At 62.7% G+C, this 18,170-nt stretch carries 15 protein-coding genes; 5 read left to right on the top strand and 10 right to left on the bottom strand.

Annotation, left to right across the window (positions count from 1 at the left end; genetic code table 11):
* Positions 1-3 precede the first annotated feature (3 nt).
* On the bottom strand, positions 4-741 hold the full coding sequence (gene fhuF, locus J3P96_RS14970) for a siderophore-iron reductase FhuF (protein ID WP_434651971.1): 738 nt from the start codon (positions 739-741) through the stop codon (positions 4-6).
* A 197-nt stretch (positions 742-938) separates the two neighbouring features.
* Here fhuF and J3P96_RS14965 point away from each other — a divergent pair, with 197 nt between their 5' ends.
* Positions 939-1,154, top strand: coding sequence for an MbtH family protein (locus tag J3P96_RS14965; protein WP_186610593.1), 216 nt, complete (start codon positions 939-941; stop codon positions 1,152-1,154).
* A gap of 35 nt (positions 1,155-1,189) precedes the next feature.
* Complete coding sequence (locus J3P96_RS14960) at positions 1,190-2,620, top strand: diaminobutyrate--2-oxoglutarate transaminase (RefSeq protein WP_434651970.1); 1,431 nt, start codon at positions 1,190-1,192, stop codon at positions 2,618-2,620.
* 158 nt (positions 2,621-2,778) lie between these two features.
* On the opposite strand, the gene J3P96_RS14955 is transcribed toward J3P96_RS14960, so the two are convergent.
* The 3 genes from J3P96_RS14955 to J3P96_RS14945 all read right to left on the bottom strand — a co-directional run bounded on the left by J3P96_RS14955 (position 2,779) and on the right by J3P96_RS14945 (position 5,597).
* On the bottom strand, positions 2,779-3,705 hold the full coding sequence (locus J3P96_RS14955; RefSeq protein ID WP_434651967.1) for a sugar ABC transporter substrate-binding protein: 927 nt from the start codon (positions 3,703-3,705) through the stop codon (positions 2,779-2,781).
* A gap of 81 nt (positions 3,706-3,786) precedes the next feature.
* Complete coding sequence (locus J3P96_RS14950; protein ID WP_434651965.1) at positions 3,787-4,578, bottom strand: TIM barrel protein; 792 nt, start codon at positions 4,576-4,578, stop codon at positions 3,787-3,789.
* A complete protein-coding gene (locus J3P96_RS14945; protein WP_434651963.1) occupies positions 4,575-5,597 on the bottom strand; it encodes a Gfo/Idh/MocA family oxidoreductase in 1,023 nt (340 codons plus the stop codon). Before J3P96_RS14945 ends, J3P96_RS14950 begins: the two co-directional genes overlap by 4 nt.
* A gap of 195 nt (positions 5,598-5,792) precedes the next feature.
* Here J3P96_RS14945 and J3P96_RS14940 point away from each other — a divergent pair, with 195 nt between their 5' ends.
* On the top strand, positions 5,793-7,793 hold the full coding sequence (locus J3P96_RS14940) for a sigma-54-dependent Fis family transcriptional regulator (RefSeq protein ID WP_434651960.1): 2,001 nt from the start codon (positions 5,793-5,795) through the stop codon (positions 7,791-7,793).
* A gap of 21 nt (positions 7,794-7,814) precedes the next feature.
* Here the strand turns inward: J3P96_RS14940 and J3P96_RS14935 are convergent, their stop codons facing one another.
* A complete protein-coding gene (locus J3P96_RS14935) occupies positions 7,815-9,116 on the bottom strand; it encodes an SDR family oxidoreductase (protein WP_434651957.1) in 1,302 nt (433 codons plus the stop codon).
* A 148-nt stretch (positions 9,117-9,264) separates the two neighbouring features.
* On the opposite strand from J3P96_RS14935, the gene treA reads away from it, so the two are divergent.
* Positions 9,265-10,869, top strand: coding sequence for an alpha,alpha-trehalase TreA (gene treA, locus J3P96_RS14930; RefSeq protein WP_434651955.1), 1,605 nt, complete (start codon positions 9,265-9,267; stop codon positions 10,867-10,869).
* A gap of 62 nt (positions 10,870-10,931) precedes the next feature.
* Positions 10,932-11,855, top strand: a complete 924-nt coding sequence (locus J3P96_RS14925; protein ID WP_434651952.1) for a LysR substrate-binding domain-containing protein — start codon at positions 10,932-10,934, stop codon at positions 11,853-11,855.
* 176 nt (positions 11,856-12,031) lie between these two features.
* Here the strand turns inward: J3P96_RS14925 and leuD are convergent, their stop codons facing one another.
* The 5 genes from leuD to xylF all read right to left on the bottom strand — a co-directional run bounded on the left by leuD (position 12,032) and on the right by xylF (position 18,046).
* A complete protein-coding gene (leuD, locus tag J3P96_RS14920) occupies positions 12,032-12,637 on the bottom strand; it encodes a 3-isopropylmalate dehydratase small subunit (protein ID WP_434651949.1) in 606 nt (201 codons plus the stop codon).
* 2 nt (positions 12,638-12,639) lie between these two features.
* Entirely contained in the window at positions 12,640-14,061 is a 1,422-nt protein-coding gene (gene leuC / locus J3P96_RS14915) for a 3-isopropylmalate dehydratase large subunit (RefSeq protein WP_434651947.1), read from the bottom strand.
* A gap of 125 nt (positions 14,062-14,186) precedes the next feature.
* On the bottom strand, positions 14,187-15,323 hold the full coding sequence (locus tag J3P96_RS14910) for a sugar ABC transporter permease (RefSeq protein ID WP_434568680.1): 1,137 nt from the start codon (positions 15,321-15,323) through the stop codon (positions 14,187-14,189).
* Positions 15,324-16,880 carry a D-xylose ABC transporter ATP-binding protein gene (gene xylG, locus J3P96_RS14905; RefSeq protein WP_434651944.1) on the bottom strand — a complete coding sequence of 519 codons (1,557 nt, stop codon included), beginning with the start codon at positions 16,878-16,880 and terminating at the stop codon, positions 15,324-15,326. It lies immediately after the preceding gene.
* Between the two features lie 164 nt (positions 16,881-17,044).
* On the bottom strand, positions 17,045-18,046 hold the full coding sequence (gene xylF, locus J3P96_RS14900; protein WP_434651942.1) for a D-xylose ABC transporter substrate-binding protein: 1,002 nt from the start codon (positions 18,044-18,046) through the stop codon (positions 17,045-17,047).
* Between the last annotated feature and the right edge of the window lie 124 nt (positions 18,047-18,170).

The following is an 18,170-nucleotide window of genomic DNA, read 5'->3' as shown; positions in this document are numbered from 1 at the left end:
CGCTCAGGCGCCTTGAACCTGGCGCCTGGATTCATCGAGGGGGCAGCTGCTGCAATAGCCAACGCCGGGGAGGCGGTAGCGAATGCAGCAGATGCGCCTCAGGCGCTGCGGCTCGTCCTCGCCGATGTCGTGGTAACGCACGGGCGCGAACAGAGGGTTGCGCCGGCCGTCGGGGCGCAGCCGGGCAGTGAGGATCTCCCTGGCCGGCAGGGTGCTGGAGGCATCAGCCAGGGGGTGCAGTTCGATCCGCGTGGTGACAAATTCGAAGGTGTTGGCGGCGTTGCTCCAGAACAACCGGGGCGATGCCCGGCTGACACTGGCAAGAATCTCGATGACCGGTTCCAGATGGCATTCGACGAGCGTATGGAACCGCTCGAAGGCCGTGCACCGGGGGAGTATCTGGCCATCGTCGCGCAAATGCAGGGCCTGGGGCCTGGCGTCATCGCCGAGTTTCAAGCCGACATCAGCCAGGGCGAGCGGCAGCTCGCGTTGCTGGAGCAGGTTGGCGGCCATGACTGGCGCCAGGAAGGTACTGAAATACCACTTGGACCACAGCGACACCAGGGCCAGGCGCTCATCGGTCTTGTAGCGTGCCAGCAGATCGTCGACGAATGCACTGAACGTCTCATGCTGGAAGAACACGGCGGCCGGCAGATCGGTGCGCGGGAGGCTGCGCAGTTGCAGTTTCTCTTCAAAGGCTGCGAGCGGCCCGATGAACAGCGGAGCAAGGCTGGGAATCATTGACTCATCCGTGACCGCGAATCGAGAGAGGTTATCGTTCAGGGGCGAAGTATAAACAGCGTACTGCTGTCTTGCGACTGCTCGCCAGCAATGAAATATGTGCGCAACGTAAGATTTTTATAATATTAATGAGAATCGCTACCATTAGTATTGTATCGTAGCGATCTTTTCCGTCATGCCAGTCAAAGGAGCAAGCAATGAGTTTGGATAGCCCGGATACGCGGTTTCTGGTTGTCGTCAACGAAGAGGAGCAGTACTCGATCTGGCCGGACTACCGCAGCGTGCCCGACGGCTGGCGCACCGTGGACATGCAGGGCAGCAAGGAAGAGTGTCTGGCCTACATCGAGAAAGTCTGGACCGACATGCGCCCGCTGAGCCTGCGTCAGGCCATGCAGGTACAAGGACAGGGCTGATCGCCCACAACCGAGTGGTTACTCAGGGAGTCAAAATGGAAAGTGTCCAGCCCCGTTCATCCTCCAACGCAACCTTCACGCTGGAGCAGTTTCGCCAGCAAGCGCCGCGTGAACTGAACACCAACCCGTATCTGCAACGCCAGGCGGCCCGGGAGTCGAACGCCCGTTCTTACCCGCGGCGCATTCCGTTGGCCTTGCAAGAAGCCCATGGTATTTATGTGCGCGATACTCAAGGACAATTGTTCATGGACTGCCTCGCGGGTGCGGGGACTTTGGCGCTGGGCCATAACCATCCGGTGGCCATCGCGGCCATGCGCCAGACACTCGATTCCGGCCTGCCCTTGCACACCCTGGACCTGACGACACCGGTCAAGGATCGTTTCGTCGAGGACCTGTTCAACGCCTTGCCGGAAAACTTTGCCCGTCACGCGCGCATCCAGTTCTGCGGACCGACCGGTGCCGACGGTATCGAGGCGGCCCTGAAGCTGGCGCGGATCGCCACCGGGCGCAAACCGATCCTGACGTTCTCCGGCGGTTACCACGGCATGACCCTGGGGACACTGAGCCTGATGGGCAACCTGGGGCCGAAACAGGGGCTGGGCTCGTTGATGGCCGACGTGCAGTTCCTGCCGTACCCCTATGACTACCGCTGTCCGTTCGGCATCGGCGGCGAAGCCGGCATCGATGCCGGGCTGCACTTTATCGAACAACTGTTGAGCGACCCGGAGTCGGGTGTGCTGCCACCGGCAGCGGTGGTCGTGGAAGTCGTGCAGGGCGAGGGTGGGGTGATCCCGGCACCGGTCCGTTGGCTCCAGGGCTTGCGCCAATTGACCCGCAAACACGGCGTGGCACTGATCATCGATGAAGTACAGACCGGCCTGGGACGTACCGGCAAGCTGTTTGCTTTCCAGCACGCCGACATCGAGCCGGACATTCTGGTCTTGTCCAAAGCTATCGGCGGCGGTCTGCCGCTGGCGGTGATGGTGTATCGCGAAGAACTGGACACCTGGAAACCCGGTGCCCATGCCGGCACGTTCCGTGGCAACCAGATGGCGATGGCAGCGGGGGGCGCGACGTTGCGTCATATCATCAGCGAACACCTGCCAGCGCACGCTGACATCATGGGGCAACGCCTGATGGAGCAGCTGCGTCAGTTGCAGGGCGATTACCCTTGCCTGGGCCAGGTGCGTGGTCGTGGCTTGATGGTGGGCGTAGAGGTTGTCAGCGATACGCCGAGCGATGCCCGTGTGCCCGCCGCGGATACGGCACTGGCCCAGGCCATCCAGCGCCAGTGCCTGCGCTTGGGCGTCATCCTCGAGTTGGGCGGGCGCCATGGCGCCGTTGTGCGATTCCTGCCACCGCTGATCATCCAGGCTGAGGAAATCGATGTGCTGGTCGAGCTGTTCCGGGTGGCCTTGAACAATGCCATCGCCGAGACCAAGGGCAGGGCGTTGCACATCGCCTGAGCAGGTGCTGGCTGTTGACGTGAGGCAATCGACCCGTGGCGAGGGAGCTTGCTCCCGCTGGGCTGCGCAGCGGCCCCAAAAGTCTTGCGGCTGCTACGCAACCGAGCGGGAGCAAGCTCCCTCGCCACGAGGCCATCATTTTTCTCAGGTGATTACTGCTACTTGTAGCGCTGCTCAAACACCGCCAGTTGCTCAGGCTTGATCAACTGGAACGGCACCCAGACCTCCGGTTCAACCGGCTCGCCCTTGATCATCTTGAGCGCCGCCTGCACCGCGCTGGTCGCTTGGGCCTTGGGGTCCTGGAATACCGAGGCGACCAGCATCCCACGCTTGATCGCCGCCAGGCCATCAGGCAAACCGTCGATGCCGACAATCGAAATCTCGCCCTTGGCTTTGCCGGCTTGCTGCAAGGCCATGGCCGCACCGATGGCCATCTCGTCATTGTTGGCGACGATGGCATCGAAACGGCTGCCGGCGAGCAGCCAGTTGCTGGTCAGGTCCATCCCTTTGCTGCGCTGCCACTCGGCGCTCTGCTGCTCGACGACCCTGATCTGGGGGAAGTCCTTGAGCACCTGCTTGACCCCTTCGGTGCGGTCATGGGTGGCGTTTTGCGCGAGGTCGCCCATGATGATCGCGAGATTGCCCTTGCCGCCGAGTTTTTCCGCCAGGTAGCGCATCTGCAGTTGGCCGGCCTCGATGTCGTTGGACGCCACCGTAACTACGCCTTTGGGCAAGGTGCGCTCGTCCGGGTGGCGGTTGACGTAGACCAGCGGCGTCTTGGCTTCGACCGCGGCGCGGGTGATGTTGGCGGTGGCGGAAGTGTCTACCGGCAGGACAATGACCGCATCGACTTTCTGGTTGATGAAGCCCTGGACCTGATTGAGCTGGCGGACCACGTCGCCCTGGGCATCTTCGAACTGGATCTGGACGTTATCCTTTCTGGCGGCCTCGTCCAGGCCGTTACGCACGTAGGTCATGAAGTTGTCGTCAACCCTGGCGATGCTGACACCGATGCGATAATCGGCGGAGGCCCATTGGCTGAACAGCACCAGCAATGTGGCGAAAAGCAGTGTGCAACGACGCATGATGGTTTTCCTTTTGTTGTTATGGAGTGAACGTCATCAAGTGATGGAAATTTTGCCGCGCGTCTGGCGTCCGCGAGGCGCTCACCCATCCAGGGTGAAAGCCTGTCTGAAACGCTCCAGTGCTGTTTCGCTGTCACCGCTGGCCCAGCCTTCAAGGCCGACGACACCGCGGTATCCCGTGCCGAACAGCGCCCGGGCAATGGCCGGATAGTGAATTTCACCGGTGCCGGGCTCCATGCGACCCGGAACATCGGCGACCTGGATTTCGCCGATGGCGTCACCGGCGCGCTGGATCAGCTCGATCAGGTTTCCTTCGCCGATTTGCGCGTGATAAAGGTCCAGGTTCATTTTCAGGTGCGGGCTGCCCACGGCTTCGATCAGCGCCAGGGTATCGTCGGCGCGGGCGAACGGTGTGCCGGGATGGTCGACTTCGGTGTTGAGATTTTCCAGCAGGAATACCCGGCCGGCGTCTTCGCCCAGGCGGGCGATTTTTTCCAGGGTCTTGCAGGCGCTCAACCACATGCGTCCGGTGGTTCGGGCTACCGGTTTGACCGGCAAGCCCAGATCACCCAGGCCGGTGCCGTGCAGGTTCAGGCTCGGGCAGTTCAACCGGGCTGCGACGGCCAAGGATTCCCCGGCGCTGTCGAGCAGTTGCCGGACGGCCTCGGGATCGGTCAGGTTGCCCGAGATGTAACCTGTCATCGAGGTGAAATCCGCGCCAGTCGCCGCGAGGGCCTGGATGTCCTTGCTCGTCCAGTTCCATATCTCGACGCTGAAACCCTGCGCGTGGATGCGTTTGACCCGTTCGACAAAGGGCAGGTCAAGAAAGACCATCTCGGCGCTGACCGCCAGTTTGAAGGGGATGAAACTCATGACGAGGCTCCTTGCACACGTACCGCTTTACCCTGCTGGAAGGACTCGATGCAAGCCCGTGCAATGGCCAGGGCGGCCCGGGCATCTTCACCGCTGGCCAGCGGTTTCTCGCCGCTGCGCACGCAACTGACGAAGTGATTCAGCTCGGCCACGTACGCATCACGCAGCAAGTCGGTGTCCAGGCGTTGGGTATCGGCCTGGACCCCATTGGCCAGATAGCGCAGCAAGTCGGAGTCGTTGACGCTGCCCATGGTCAGCATGCCGGCACTGCCGAACACTTCGCCCCGGACGTCGTAGCCATAGACGGCCTGGAAGTTGGCCTCCGCGGTGGCAATGGCGCCATTGTCGAAACGGATCGTGACCACTGCCGTGTCGAGGAAACCGTTCTCCTTGTAGGCGGGTGCAATCAAGGCATCGGCCATCACGAATACCTCGACCGCCTCGGCGCCCGGATTCAGGTAGCGCAGGGTATCGAAGTCATGGATCAGCGTTTCCAGGAAGATCACCCATTGCGGCGAGGCGGCGGGGTTGTTCAGCGCCGGGTCGCGGGTCAGCGAGCGCAGCAGTTGGGGTGTGCCGATCCGGCCGGCGACCACGTCCAGATGAGCTGTGCGGAAACTCCTGGCGAAGCGCCGGTTGAAACCGACCTGGAGCGTCACCCGGGCATCGGCAGCGGCGGCGATGGCGCGGTCGGCTTCGTCCAGCGTGATCGCCATGGGTTTTTCACAGAACACCCCTTTGCCGGCCCGGGCCGCGCTGATCACCAGCTCGGCATGGCTGCGTGCCGGGGCGGCGATCAGCACGGCGTCGATGTCCGGGTCGTCCAGCAGTTGCTGCGGGTCGGCGTAGGTCTTGCGCACATCCAGCTCCGCCGCCAGGCGCGCGGCCTGGCCGGGAGTAGGGTCGGCGATGGCGGCGAGGCAGGCGCCGGGGATGTGCCGGGCGGCGGTCAGGCCGTGAAAACTGCCCATGCGGCCAGCGCCGATAAGACCCAGGCGAATGGTTTTCGAGGTGCTCATGAAATGACTCCCTTTTATTGTTGTTCGCGACTCGCTGGCTGGAACGCCGGTGTCGCTATACAGCGGGGAGCAACTGCTGTGCCAATATTCAACGAGCTGAATTTAAAGGTTTTTTCCTGCGATCTTGAAAGAGGGATGTTCATTTCATGGACATGTCTACACTGACATGTCGAAAACCTGAACATAGAGCCGACAATGAATGCACAACCCATGGCCCTGAGCGTTGAAGACCGGGACTATCTGACCGCCCTCGGCCCCGCGTCGTTGAATGGAGGATCAAACGCTGCGCTGGAAGAGGCCTGGCGAGCATGCCTGAACGCCAGCACCGAGCGTCCCGCCGGTGTCAGGCAAGTGATCTGGAATTCCTGGCGGCGCAGCGTCGATGCCGGGCTGGATCCGGAGGACGGCGAGTACCGTTTTGTCGCGCCCGCCGTGCTGACCGCCACGCTGACGGCGAATCGCCTGTTGATCGCCGCCGCCGCACAGGTCATGCGCGGCTTGCTCGCCTACAACCCCAACGGGCATATCAACCTGACCGATGCCGAAGGCACGACCCTGTATTTCTGCGGGCTGGACCTCACGCCCATCGGCAGCCGATTGCTCGAATCGGTGCAGGGCACCAATTGCACCGGGCTGGCGCTGGTTGAAGACCGGCTGGTGTATGTGCTGGCCGAGGAAAATTTCGGCATAGGCCTGCGCCAGCGGCGTATGCATTGTGCCGCCGCGCCTATCCGCGATGCTCATGGGCGGACCCTGGCGATGCTGACCCTGACCGCCGAGCCCGGCTGGTTTCACTTCCATACCCTGGGCACCGTCCAGGCCGCGGCTGAAGCGGTCTCCCGGCAAATGGCGCTGCAGGCACTGCTGGAAGAACAACAGACAGTCCTTGAAGTGCTCAACGAGGGCTTGGTGGTACTCGATGAAACGGGTTGCATCAAGGCTCTCAACCATTACGCCCGGCAATTGTTCCGCGTCGACCGTGACTGGTTGGGCAAGCCGTTCCAAAGCCTTGGGCAGACCGAGCTGAGCGGCGAAATCCTGCGAGGGGATGGCGAAGGGGCAAGGGACCTGGATTGCACCTTTGAGCTACATGACGGCAGTCATCTGGCCTGCCTGGTATCTGTCTGCCCTCTGGAGCAGGGCGGTCGTATCGTTTCGCTGCGCGAGAATCGGCGCATCCGTGAGATTACCCGGCGCCTCATCGGCACCCAGGCCAGCTACACGTTCGAGATCATCCAGGGTCGTTCACGGGCGATTCAGGACGCCTTGCAACTGGGCCGGATCGCCAGTCGCAGTGACTCGACCACGCTGATTCTCGGTGAGAGTGGCACCGGAAAGGAGCTGTTTGCCCAGGCCATCCATAACGCCAGCGAGCGCAGTGGCGGTCCGTTCGTGGCGGTCAATTGCGGGGCCATTCCCCGGGATCTGGTGCAGAGCGAACTGTTCGGCCATGTCGAAGGTGCGTTCACCGGATCGGCTCGCGGCGGCTCGGCGGGCAAATTCGAACTGGCCGATGGCGGGACGATCTTCCTCGACGAGATCGGTGACATGGCCTTTGGTGCGCAGGTCAGCCTGCTGCGCGTCCTGCAGGAAGGCGAAGTGACGCGGGTGGGGGCGAAAAAATCGCTGCGGGTCAACGTGCGCATCATTGCCGCCACTCACCGCAACCTGAGCCAGGCCGTCGCCGACGGGGCCTTTCGCGAGGACCTTTATTACCGTCTCAATGTGCTGAGCCTGACGGTGCCGCCGCTGCGGATGCGGCGGGAGGACGTGCCCTTGCTGGCGCGGCATTTCCTCGCGCGGTGTGCCCGGTCGCTGCGAAAGCCGATACGTGACCTGTCACCACAGGCGCTGGAGGTTCTCGATGCCTATCATTGGCCGGGGAACGTCCGTGAGCTGGAAAACGTCATTGAGCGCGCGACCAACCTGGCAACCACCGAACTCATCCAGGCGAATGACCTGGCCCTGGAAATCAGGCAGGGCGGGCGGCCCTCGGCCCGCCAAGCTACTCCTGAACCCAGGGCGGCCCTCGATCTGGGCACGCACGAAATGAACGCAATCATCGCCGCCCTGCGGGACACGCGCGGCAATATCCGTCTGGCCGCCCAACGGTTGAACGTGTCCCGGGGCGGCCTGTACAACAAGATGAGCCGGTTCGGGCTCAACGTCGAAGCGTTCCGCTCGGCGCAGGACTGACCCGATCGCCTCGCTGTGCGGTCACCTGCGGTCACGCTCCCGACCCAATGCCACCAGGCACCCGCCAAGCAACAGCGCCGCGCCCGCCACCAGCACGGGCGATGGCCGTCGCGCAGGCTTGCGCCAGCCGCCTTCGATTTTACGCGGCCCGCTGGGCGGGTTGAACAGGTTGCCCGAGGATGACGCCAACGCCGGGCTGCGGTTCAGGCCCAGACGCGTCAACCAGCCGGACAGTTGCGGGAAACCGGGCACCAGGAAATGCGCGACTCTCGCCAGTACCGCCGCGCTGCCCACGGTGGTGCTGGGCTTGGGGTTGAGCGCACAGCTGACCATCGCTTCGGCAACCCGCTGCGGGTCGTAGACGGGAGGCGGTGGCTTGAGCGCATGGCCGGTGTAATTGGCGCCGTCGCGAAAGCCCGGCGTGTCGATGACGGCGGGGTAGATGTCGCAGACATGGATGTCCCGGTATTCGCCGAGTTCACCGCGCAAGGCTTCGGACAAGCCGCGCAAGCCGTATTTGCTTGCCGAGTAGGCAGCGGCATAGGGCTGGGCGACCCAACTGCCCAGCGACAGGGTGTTGATCAGGATTCCACGCTTCTGCGCCTTGAAGTAGGGCCATGCCACATAGGCGCCCCGCAGGTAGCCGAGCAGGTCGGTTTGCAGAACCTGTTCATGTACCTCAAGCGGCGTTTGCTCGAAACTGCCCACCGCGCCGACGCCGGCATTGTTGATCCAGATATCGATGCGGCCGTCGCCAAACGCGGCGGCCTCGGCGGCTAGCGCCTGCATCTGTTCGCTGCGGGTGACATCGGTGCACACCGCCAATGCGGCGACGCCCTGGGCCTGGCATTCGTCGACAACTTCGGCGAGCGCCTCCCGATCACGTGCCGCCAGCACCAGGCGCGCCCGTTGCCGGGCAAACGCCAGGGCGGTGGCACGGCCGATTCCGCTGGACGCTCCGGTGATAACCACGAGTTTTTCCGCCAAGGGATACGACTTTGTCTGAGCGGCGGTAGCGGCGGGGCCCGTGGGCCGGTCGATGTCGGGCTGCAAGGGGGTCAGCTTGAGGCGCACGCCATCGGCCATTATCAGCGTCAGGTCCTCGATGGTGCCGGCCACTCTGCCGGGGTACACCGGCTCGCCCTCGGGGTCGAGCTGGTCGTAGAGGAATGTCTGGCCTTCCAGCCAGCCCACCGCCGTATTCAATTCAGGGCCCAGGTAATACTTTCCATCAAGGAAGAAACCCGGGAAGTGAGGCGCGCGCTCGATGCTTTCAACGGCGTAACGCTCACCGTGCCGCATGCCGGTTGCTGGGGCAATCATGATCAACACCTCCGTCCTGTTGGTCCTGCGATAGAGAGCAGGGGTCAGGCAGGGGTTCCGTCGAGGTGAGGAAAGGCATTTCGAGTGAACCGCGCTCCACCTCGTTCTGTCACTCGTTGGTCAGGAACGACAAATAATGGAGCCGCCGATGCGACCACTGTATTTCCCCAGCCTGTCTCTCGCTGCCGTGCTGTGCACGGCCTGTTCAAGCCAACCTCCCGCCATGTGGGGTTATGCCGACGCCCGGGACCGGGCCAATCAGCCGCCCGACCAGATGTACCCCGAGCTGTTCGAAGCCGTGCAGCGTCAGCAGGTATTCACCGACCAGAAGCATTTCGTCGATGCGTTGCCCAAGCGTGACCCGGCGAAGATCCGTGCCGATTACCTGGCCCGTCGGGAGGGCGCCGATTTCGATCTCGATGCCTTCATAAAAGACAACTTCATCGAATCCGGCCAGGCTGAAAGTCCTGCCCCCGAACCGGGTGCGCCGATCAAGGAGCACATCGATAATCTCTGGCCCGTGCTCAGCCGAACCTACACCCAGGTGCCACCCTACAGCAGCCTGCTGCCGTTGCCGCAACCGTATGTAGTCCCGGGCGGACGTTTCCGCGAAATGTATTACTGGGACTCGTATTTCACCATGCTCGGTCTGGAGCAAAGCGGCGACAAGACGCAGGTTCGCCAGATGACCGACAATTTTGCCTACATGATCGACACCTACGGCCATATCCCCAATGGCAACCGCAGCTACTACCTGAGCCGCTCGCAGCCACCGTTCTTTGCTTACATGGTCGAGTTGCAGGCGCACATCGAAGGCGAGCAGGCCTACGGGCGCTACCTTCCCCAGTTGCAAAAGGAATATGCCTACTGGATGGACGGCGCGCAGGCCCTCAAGGCCGGTGAGGCGGTGCAGCATGTCGTCAAGCTCGCCGATGGCAGTGTGCTCAACCGTTATTGGGATGCCAGCGCTACGCCTCGGCAGGAGTCATGGCTGCAAGACACGAAGACCGCCGAACAGGCGCCACAGCGACCCAAGGAGGAGGTCTGGCGCGACTTGCGCGCCGGGGCCGAAAGCGGCTGGGATTTCAGCTCCCGCTGGCTGGGGGACGGCAAGAACCTGGCGACCATCCGAACCACGTCGATTGTGCCGGTGGACCTGAACGCCCTGATGTTCCACCTGGAGCGCACCATCGCCAAGGCCTGTGAGACGGTGGCGAACACGCCTTGCGTCCAGGCCTATGGGCAACGTGCCGAGCAACGCCAGCGCGCCATCGAGACGCACTTGTGGAACGCCGAAGGTGGTTATTACGTGGACTACGACTGGCAGCAGAACCGGCAACGGCCGGGATTGACTGCCGCAACGCTGTTCCCGCTCTTCACCGGCCTGGCCTCTGCCGAACGCGCCGATCGTACCGCCGATGCGGTGCGTCGAGGTTTGTTGCGTCCTGGCGGCATCGCCACCACCCAGGTCAATAACGGCCAGCAGTGGGACGAGCCGAATGGCTGGGCGCCGTTGCAATGGGTGGCGGTCGAAGGATTGGACCGCTACGGACAAACGGAACTGGCCCGGGATGTTGGCAACCGCTTTCTGAAGCAGGTCCAAGACCTTTATCTCAAAGAGGACAAATTGGTCGAGAAGTACGACGTGTCCGGACAGGGCGACGGCGGTGGGGGCGGCGAATACGAACTGCAGGACGGCTTCGGCTGGACGAACGGGGTAACGCTGAAGCTGATGAATAAATACGGCGGTTGAGCCGGGCGGGATCGATGCTATTCTTCGCAAAATCTGCGAAGAATAGCGCTGCCGTGGGGCTTATGAACACGAGTCGTGATCAGTTTCCATTACCGGAGGACCTGAAGGTCTTTCTCACCGTCGTTCGAAAAAACGGCTTTGCCAGTGCCGCGCAAGCGCTGGGTTATTCACCGGCCTATATCAGCAAGCGCATTTCGGTACTGGAAGCAACGCTCGCCACGCGCTTGCTGCACCGTACCACCCGGCGCATCGCCCTGACCGACGATGGCGAGCGCGTGCGGGTCTGGGCCGAAAAGCTATTGGGGGATTTCGAGGAGTTTGTCGGTGAAATCGCCCAGGCGCGACATCAGCCCAGCGGCGCTCTGCACATCTGCAGCAGTTTCGGTTTTGGCCGCAACCACGTCGCACCGGCCATCGGCAAACTGTCGCAGGCGTACCCCCGGCTCGACATCCGCCTGGACGTATTCGATCGCGTCGTCGATATCGTCGGCGAAGGCTTCGACCTGGAGATCCGCGTCGGTGATGACCTGCCGGACCAACACCTGGGGCGCAAGCTGGCGAGCAATCGGCGGATACTCTGCGCAAGCCCGGAGTATCTGCAACGGCGGGGCATCCCGCATTTGCTGGAAGAGCTTGACGCCCATGATTGCCTGGTGCTCAAAGAGCGCAATAACGCGTTCGGCCTATGGACGCTGACCCGGGATGGCGAGGAGGCAACGGTACGCGTCGGCGGCCCGTTATCATCCAACAGTGGCGAGATCGTTCTGGAGTGGGCGTTGAGCGGCGGCGGGATCCTGCTGCGCTCGATGTGGGACGTCAAGCCGCTGCTGGAGCAGGGGCGGCTGGTCCAGGTGCTGCCAGACTATTCGCAAAGCGCCAACGTCTGGGCCGTATACCCGACCCGGCTCAGCCAGTCGGCCAAATTGCGGGTATGTGTCGAGTTTCTCGAGGAGTGCTTCCGGGATTTGTCGGTTGGTCAGACGTAGCGGCGTTCTCTGTGGGAGCGAGCCTGCTCGCGAAGGGGCCAGCCTATCCAACATCTTCGGTGGCTGACACGCCGCCTTCGCGAGCAGGCTCGCTCCCACATTGGATTTCGACAGGCGCAGATTTCACAACCCACAGGGGGTGCCCGGACCTACCAAAACCAGGTCAAACCCAACCCCTACAACCAAGGATTCTCGGCCAGATGCCGACGCTCGAACCGGCGAATCTGCTCGGCACGCTGGAGCGTTGCGCCAATGGCGTCCAACCCCAGCAGCAACGACTCCTTGCGCAGTCCGTCGATCTCGAACGCCATAACGCTGCCGTCCGCCAGCTCAAGGCACTGCTCGGGAAGGTTGACGCTGATAGCGGCCGTATCCGAACGGCCAACGAGCTCGGTAATCTTTTTCCACTGGACCTCGGCAAGCTCAATCAGCAGCACCCCGTTTCGCTGGCAATTGTCGTAGAAGATCCCGGCGAAGCTTGTGCCAATCAGCGCCCTGATACCTACCTGCTTCAAGCCCCAGACCGCATGCTCACGGCTTGAGCCACAGCCGAAGTTTTCACCCACCACCAAGAACGTCGCATCGCGCCAGCCAGGTTGATTGAGCACGAAATCCGGATTGGCAACGCCGGGCTCGCGCCATCTCAGGTCAAAGAACAGGCCCCGGTCCAGCCCCTGGCGGTCAATGCCCTTGAGGAACTGCTTGGGCATGATGACGTCGGTGTCGATGTTGGCGGCCAGCAGCGGGGCGGCGATGCCGGTTACGATGTCAAAGGGTTGCATCTTCAGGCCTCCGGGAGCAGTGAGCGGACGTCGGTCAGGTGACCGGTTATCGCGGCGGCGGCCACCATGGCCGGACTCATCAGGTGAGTGCGCGCGCCTGCGCCCTGGCGTCCTTCGAAATTGCGATTGGTGCTGGATGCGCAGCGATCACCTGGCGCAAGCACGTCGTCGTTCATCGCCAGGCACATCGAGCAGCCGGACTGGCGCCATTCGAAACCGGCGTCACGGAAGATCGCAGCCAGTCCTTCCTCTTCGGCCTGGTCGCGCACCGCGGTGGAGCCGGGCACGATCATCGCCCGCACATGGGCCGCGACCCGCTTGCCGCGGACGACCCGTGCCGCGTCGCGCAGGTCTTCGATGCGCGCATTGGTGCAGGAGCCGATGAAGGCATGGCTGATCTGCACTTCGCCAAGGGGCATCCCTGGCGTCAGCCCCATGTAGTCCAGCGCCCGCTGCAGGCCCTGGCGCAGGATCGGGTCGGGCTGCGCCGCCGGATCCGGTACCTGGCCGCCAATCGGCGCTGCCTGGTCGGGGCTGGTGCCCCAGGTCACCATCGGCTCCAGCGCAGCGACATCGAGGCTCACTTCCCGATCGAATACCGCGCCCTCATCGCTGCGCAAGTCTCGCCACTTGGCCACGGCCTGTTCCCACAACTCGCCCCGAGGCGCACGGGGTTTGCTTTGCAAGTAGTTAAAGACCTTGTCATCGGGGGCCATGAACGCGCCTCTCGCACCCGCTTCCACGGCCATGTTGCAGATGGTCATCCGCGCTTCGACGCTCAGTGCGCTGATGACCGGGCCGGTGAATTCGATTGCATAGCCCGTAGCGCCCGAGGCGCCGATTTTTTCGATCAGCGCCATGATGACGTCCTTGGCGGTGACGCCCGCGCCGAGGGCGCCATTGACCGTGACGCGCAGGGTTTTCAGACGCTTGTAGACCAGCGTCTGGGTGGCCAGCAAATGTTCGATTTCAGAAGTGCCGATGCCGAAACCGAACGCCCCGAGCGCACCGTAGGTGGTGGTATGGCTGTCGCCAGCGGCGATGACCATGCCCGGCAGGATGAAGCCTTGCTCGGGCGCGACGACGTGCTCGATGCCCTGGCGCTTGTCGAGCACATCGAACAGTTCGATGCCGAAGTCTCGGCAGTTTTCGGCGAAGTAGGACACCTGCCGGGCGCCGCCCGCATCCGGCATGGCCGCGATACGCTCGGGCGTGGTCGGGTTTACGTGGTCAACCACCGCGAGAGTCGCGCTGGGGCGCCAGACGCTGCGGTGGGCTTCGCGCAGGCCGCTGAACGCTTGTGGGCTGGTGTATTCGTTGGCGACCTGACGGTCGATGTACAGCAGCACGTGGCCCTGATCATCCAGCGGGCAAACGGTATGACTGTCGATATGTTTCTGATAAAGCGTTCTCGGGCTGTTCATTTTCGCGCGCTTCTTGTCCTGGCGGGGCTTGCTGTGAACAGCATATGCCCCGCCCTGAAAGCATCAAGCGCGCAAAAGTAAAGGCGTTGCACACGAGTCGTGATCAATCACCCAAGGGGCGGCCATCAACGTCGTCCAGTCCGGGTGCTGACGTCTACCCAGACGGCCAGGACCAGAATGCTGCCTTTGACAATCATCTGCCAGTAGCTGTCGACGTCGAGCATCGACATGCCGTTGTCCAGGCTGGTGATGACCAGCGCGCCGAGCAGCGCACCGTATACCGTCCCGGAGCCGCCGCGCATGGAGGTGCCGCCGATGAAACAGGCAGCGATGGCGTCCAGTTCGCCCATGTTGCCGGCCGAGGGGGAGCCGGCCGCCAGGCGCGCGGTGTTGACCATGCCGGCGAGGGCGCACATCACGCCCATGATGCCGAAGATCCAGAGTTTTACCGCTTGCACGTTGATGCCGGACAGGCGGGTGGCTTCCATGTTGCTGCCCACGGAATAGACACGCCGGCCGAACACGGTCTGGCTGGTCACGTAGCTGAACACCCCCAGCAGGACCAACAGCAGCAGCACCGGAACCGGAATCCCGTCGTAGCTGTTCAGCGTGTAGACGAAGCCGGCGAGCACTGCGCCGATCAACACCACCCGCACCACGTCGCGCACCAGTGAATGGGCGGCCAGGCCGTGCAAGGCGCGATTGCGGCGTTGTTTCCAGGTCAGGAACAACGTCAGGGCAAACAGCACCACGCCAAGGCCCGTGCCGACCGCATGGGGCAGATAACCCTGGCCGACATAAACCAGCTCCGGCGATACCGGGGCGATCGTGGTGCCGCCGGTGATGCCCAGCAGAATTCCGCGAAACGCCAGCATGCCGCCCAAGCCGACGATGAACGAGGGGATGCGCAGGTAGGCGGTCATGTAGCCGTTGGCGAGGCCGATGACCAGCCCGCACAGGGCGACCAGGCTCAGGTTCGCCAGTAGCGGAATGTGATAGACCACATCGAGAATCGCCGCGAGCCCGCCGAGCAAGCCCAGCAGCGAGCCCACCGACAGGTCGATCTCGCCGCTGATGATCACCAGCACCATGCCGCAGGCCAGGATTCCGGTAATGGACATCTGCCGCAGCAGGTTGGAGAGGTTGCGCGGAGTCAGGAATCCGCCCTCGGTCTGCCAGCTGAAGAACAGCCAGATGACTGCCACGGCAATCACCAGGGCGAGCATTTTGTAGCGGGTGAACACTTGTTTGACCTGATTCATCTACGCGGATTTCCGATCATTGTTGTCAGGGGCTTCGGGATGGCTGAGCGCGGCCGCAAGCACCTGCTCCTGGGTCAGTTCACAATTGACGAAATCGCCGCGCAACTGGCCGTCGCCAATCACCAGCACGCGGTCGGACACCCCGAGCACTTCGGCCAGCTCCGAGGACACCATGATGATCGACACGCCTTCGGCCGCCAGCGCGCCCATCAGCTTGTAGATCTCGTACTTGGCACCCACATCCACGCCTCGGGTGGGCTCGTCGAGAATCAACACCCGGGGCTTGGTCAGGAGCATCTTCGCCAACACGGCTTTCTGCTGGTTGCCGCCGGACAGGCTGGTGATCGGCAGGAACGGGCTTGCGGTCTTCAGGTGCATGCGCGAGATCTCCCGGTCGATGCTGCCCAGTTCGGCCTCGGCATCGATCCGGGTCATCTTCGAGAAGTTCTCCAGCACCGCCAGGGTGATGTTCTGGCCGACGCCAAGGTCCGGGATGATGCCTTGGCGCTTGCGGTCTTCGGGGACCATGCACAGGCCGGCGCGGATCGACTTGAGCGGCGTGCTGCTGTCGATCCGCTGGCCGTCCAGCCAGACTTCGCCTTCATGGCGTCCGGGGTAGGCGCCGAACAGGGCCGACACCAGTTCCGTGCGACCGGCACCCACCAGCCCGGCGATGCCGAGTATTTCCCCGCGCTTGAGGACAAACGAAATATCGTCGACCCGTTTGCGCCTGGGGTTGTCGACGTCGTAGCAGCTGATGTGGCGCGCCTCGAAAATCACCTCGCCGATCTCGTGGGGTTCGGTGGGGTAGAGGTTGCTCATCTCCCGTCCGACCATCTGGGTGATGATCTTCGGGATATCCATGTCGGCCATGGCGGTGGTCGCGATGAGTTTGCCATCGCGGATGACGGAAATGGTGTCGCACACCGCCGCCACTTCATCGAGCTTGTGGGAGATATACACGCAGGCCACGCCCTTGGCCTTGAGGTCGCGGATGATGTCCAGCAGCACCTCGATTTCCGAACGGGTCAGGGCCGAGGAGGGCTCGTCGAGGATCAGCAGGCGCGCCTGTTTGTTCAGCGCCTTGGCGATCTCGACCAGTTGCTGGTAGCCACCGCCGTACTGCGAGACCGGCAGCGAGACGTTCATGTCCGGCACTTTGAGTTCACGCATCAGGGCTTCGGCGCGATGGATCATCGCCGGATAGTTCATGCGCCCGCCGGGCAGGGTCAGCTCGTGGCCCATGAAGATGTTTTCGGCCACTGACAGGTCGGGGACCAGCGTCAGTTCCTGATGGATGATGACGATCCCGGCGGCCTCGGTTTCGCTGATCGATTGGGCTTTCAGCGGCTGGCCGTCCCAGAGGATTTCGCCCTCCCAGGTGCCATAGGGGTAGACCGCCGAGAGGACTTTCATCAACGTGGATTTGCCCGCGCCGTTTTCACCGCACAGGCCGACACATTCCCCGGGCCGGACCTTGATGTCGATGCCGTTGAGGGCTTTGACACCGCCAAAGGTCTTGACGATGCCGTTCATTTGCAACAGGTATTCGGACATGGCGAGGGCTCGTAAAAAAGGGCTCACACAACATAAAACCTGTGGGAGCGAGCCTGCTCGCGAAGAGGCCGGCACACCCTGCATCATCATCGGCTGTGACGCCGTCTTCGCGAGCAGGCTCGCTCCCACAAGGATTTTTGCTTAACCAAAGAGCTGCGCTTTGGTCACTGCCCGGCAATCTGCGCCTTGGTGTAGAACCCGTCCTTTTCCAGCAGGTCGATGTTGTCCTTGGTCAGTGCGGTGGGCGTGAGCAGGATGGTGTCGACCTTCTTGTTGCCGTTGTCGTACTGAGAGCTGTAGGTGGGCTTCTCGTTGCGCGCCAGTTGTACCGAGAGCTTGGCGGCTTCGGAAGCGATCAGTTTCAGCGGCTTGTAGACCGTCATGGTCTGCGTGCCGTCGATCACGCGCTTGACCGCCGCCAGGTCGGCGTCCTGGCCCGAGATCGGTACCTTGCCGGCCAGCTTCTGCGCGGCCAGGGCCTGGATGGCGCCGCCGGCGGTGGCGTCGTTGGAGGCGACAATGCCATCGATCTTGTTGTTGTTCCGGGTCAGGGCGTTTTCAACGATGCTCAGGGCTTCGGTGGGGTTCCATTCCTTCACCCATTGCTGGCCGACAATCTTGATGTCGCCCTTGTCGATGGCCGGTTGCAACACCTTCATCTGGCCCTCGCGCAGGATCTTGGCGTTGTTGTCCGTAGGGGCGCCGCCCAGCAGGAAGTAGTTACCCTTCGGCGCTGCCTTCAGAACACCGCCGGCCTGCATCTCGCCGACTTTTTCGTTATCGAAGGAAATGTAGGCGTCGATGTCGGCGTTGAGGATCAGCCGGTCATAGGACATCACCTTGATCCCGGCCTTCTTGGCTTCGGCGACGGCGTTGGTCAGCACGGTAGCGTTGAACGGCACGATGACGATCACATCGACGCCCCGGGAAATGAGGTTTTCGATCTGGGAAATCTGCTTCTGCTCGTTGGCGTCCGCCGATTGCACGTAGACCTTGGCGTCGAGTTTTTCCGCCGCCGCGACAAAGTAGTCACGGTCGCGCGACCAGCGCTCCAGGCGCAGGTCGTCAATGGAAAAACCGATTTTCGGGTGGGTCGCGTCGGCCATGGCCGGAAGCGACAGCAGGGCGAGGGCGCCGGCGAGCAGGGTACGTTTGAAGTTTTTCATGGTGGTGCGTCCTTTTATTGTTTTTTGAAAGACACTGCCTGACGATGAACATGATGCCGGTAGAACTGTAGAGACTTGTTCGGCGTTCCGGGCGCAGATTTGTCGCGCGAATGTAACAACCTCC

The organism is Pseudomonas sp. R3-56, from assembly GCF_051132075.1.
GTDB lineage: Bacteria > Pseudomonadota > Gammaproteobacteria > Pseudomonadales > Pseudomonadaceae > Aquipseudomonas.
Note: the sequence above shows the minus strand (reverse complement) of the source record. Positions and strands in the feature narration are given on the sequence as shown.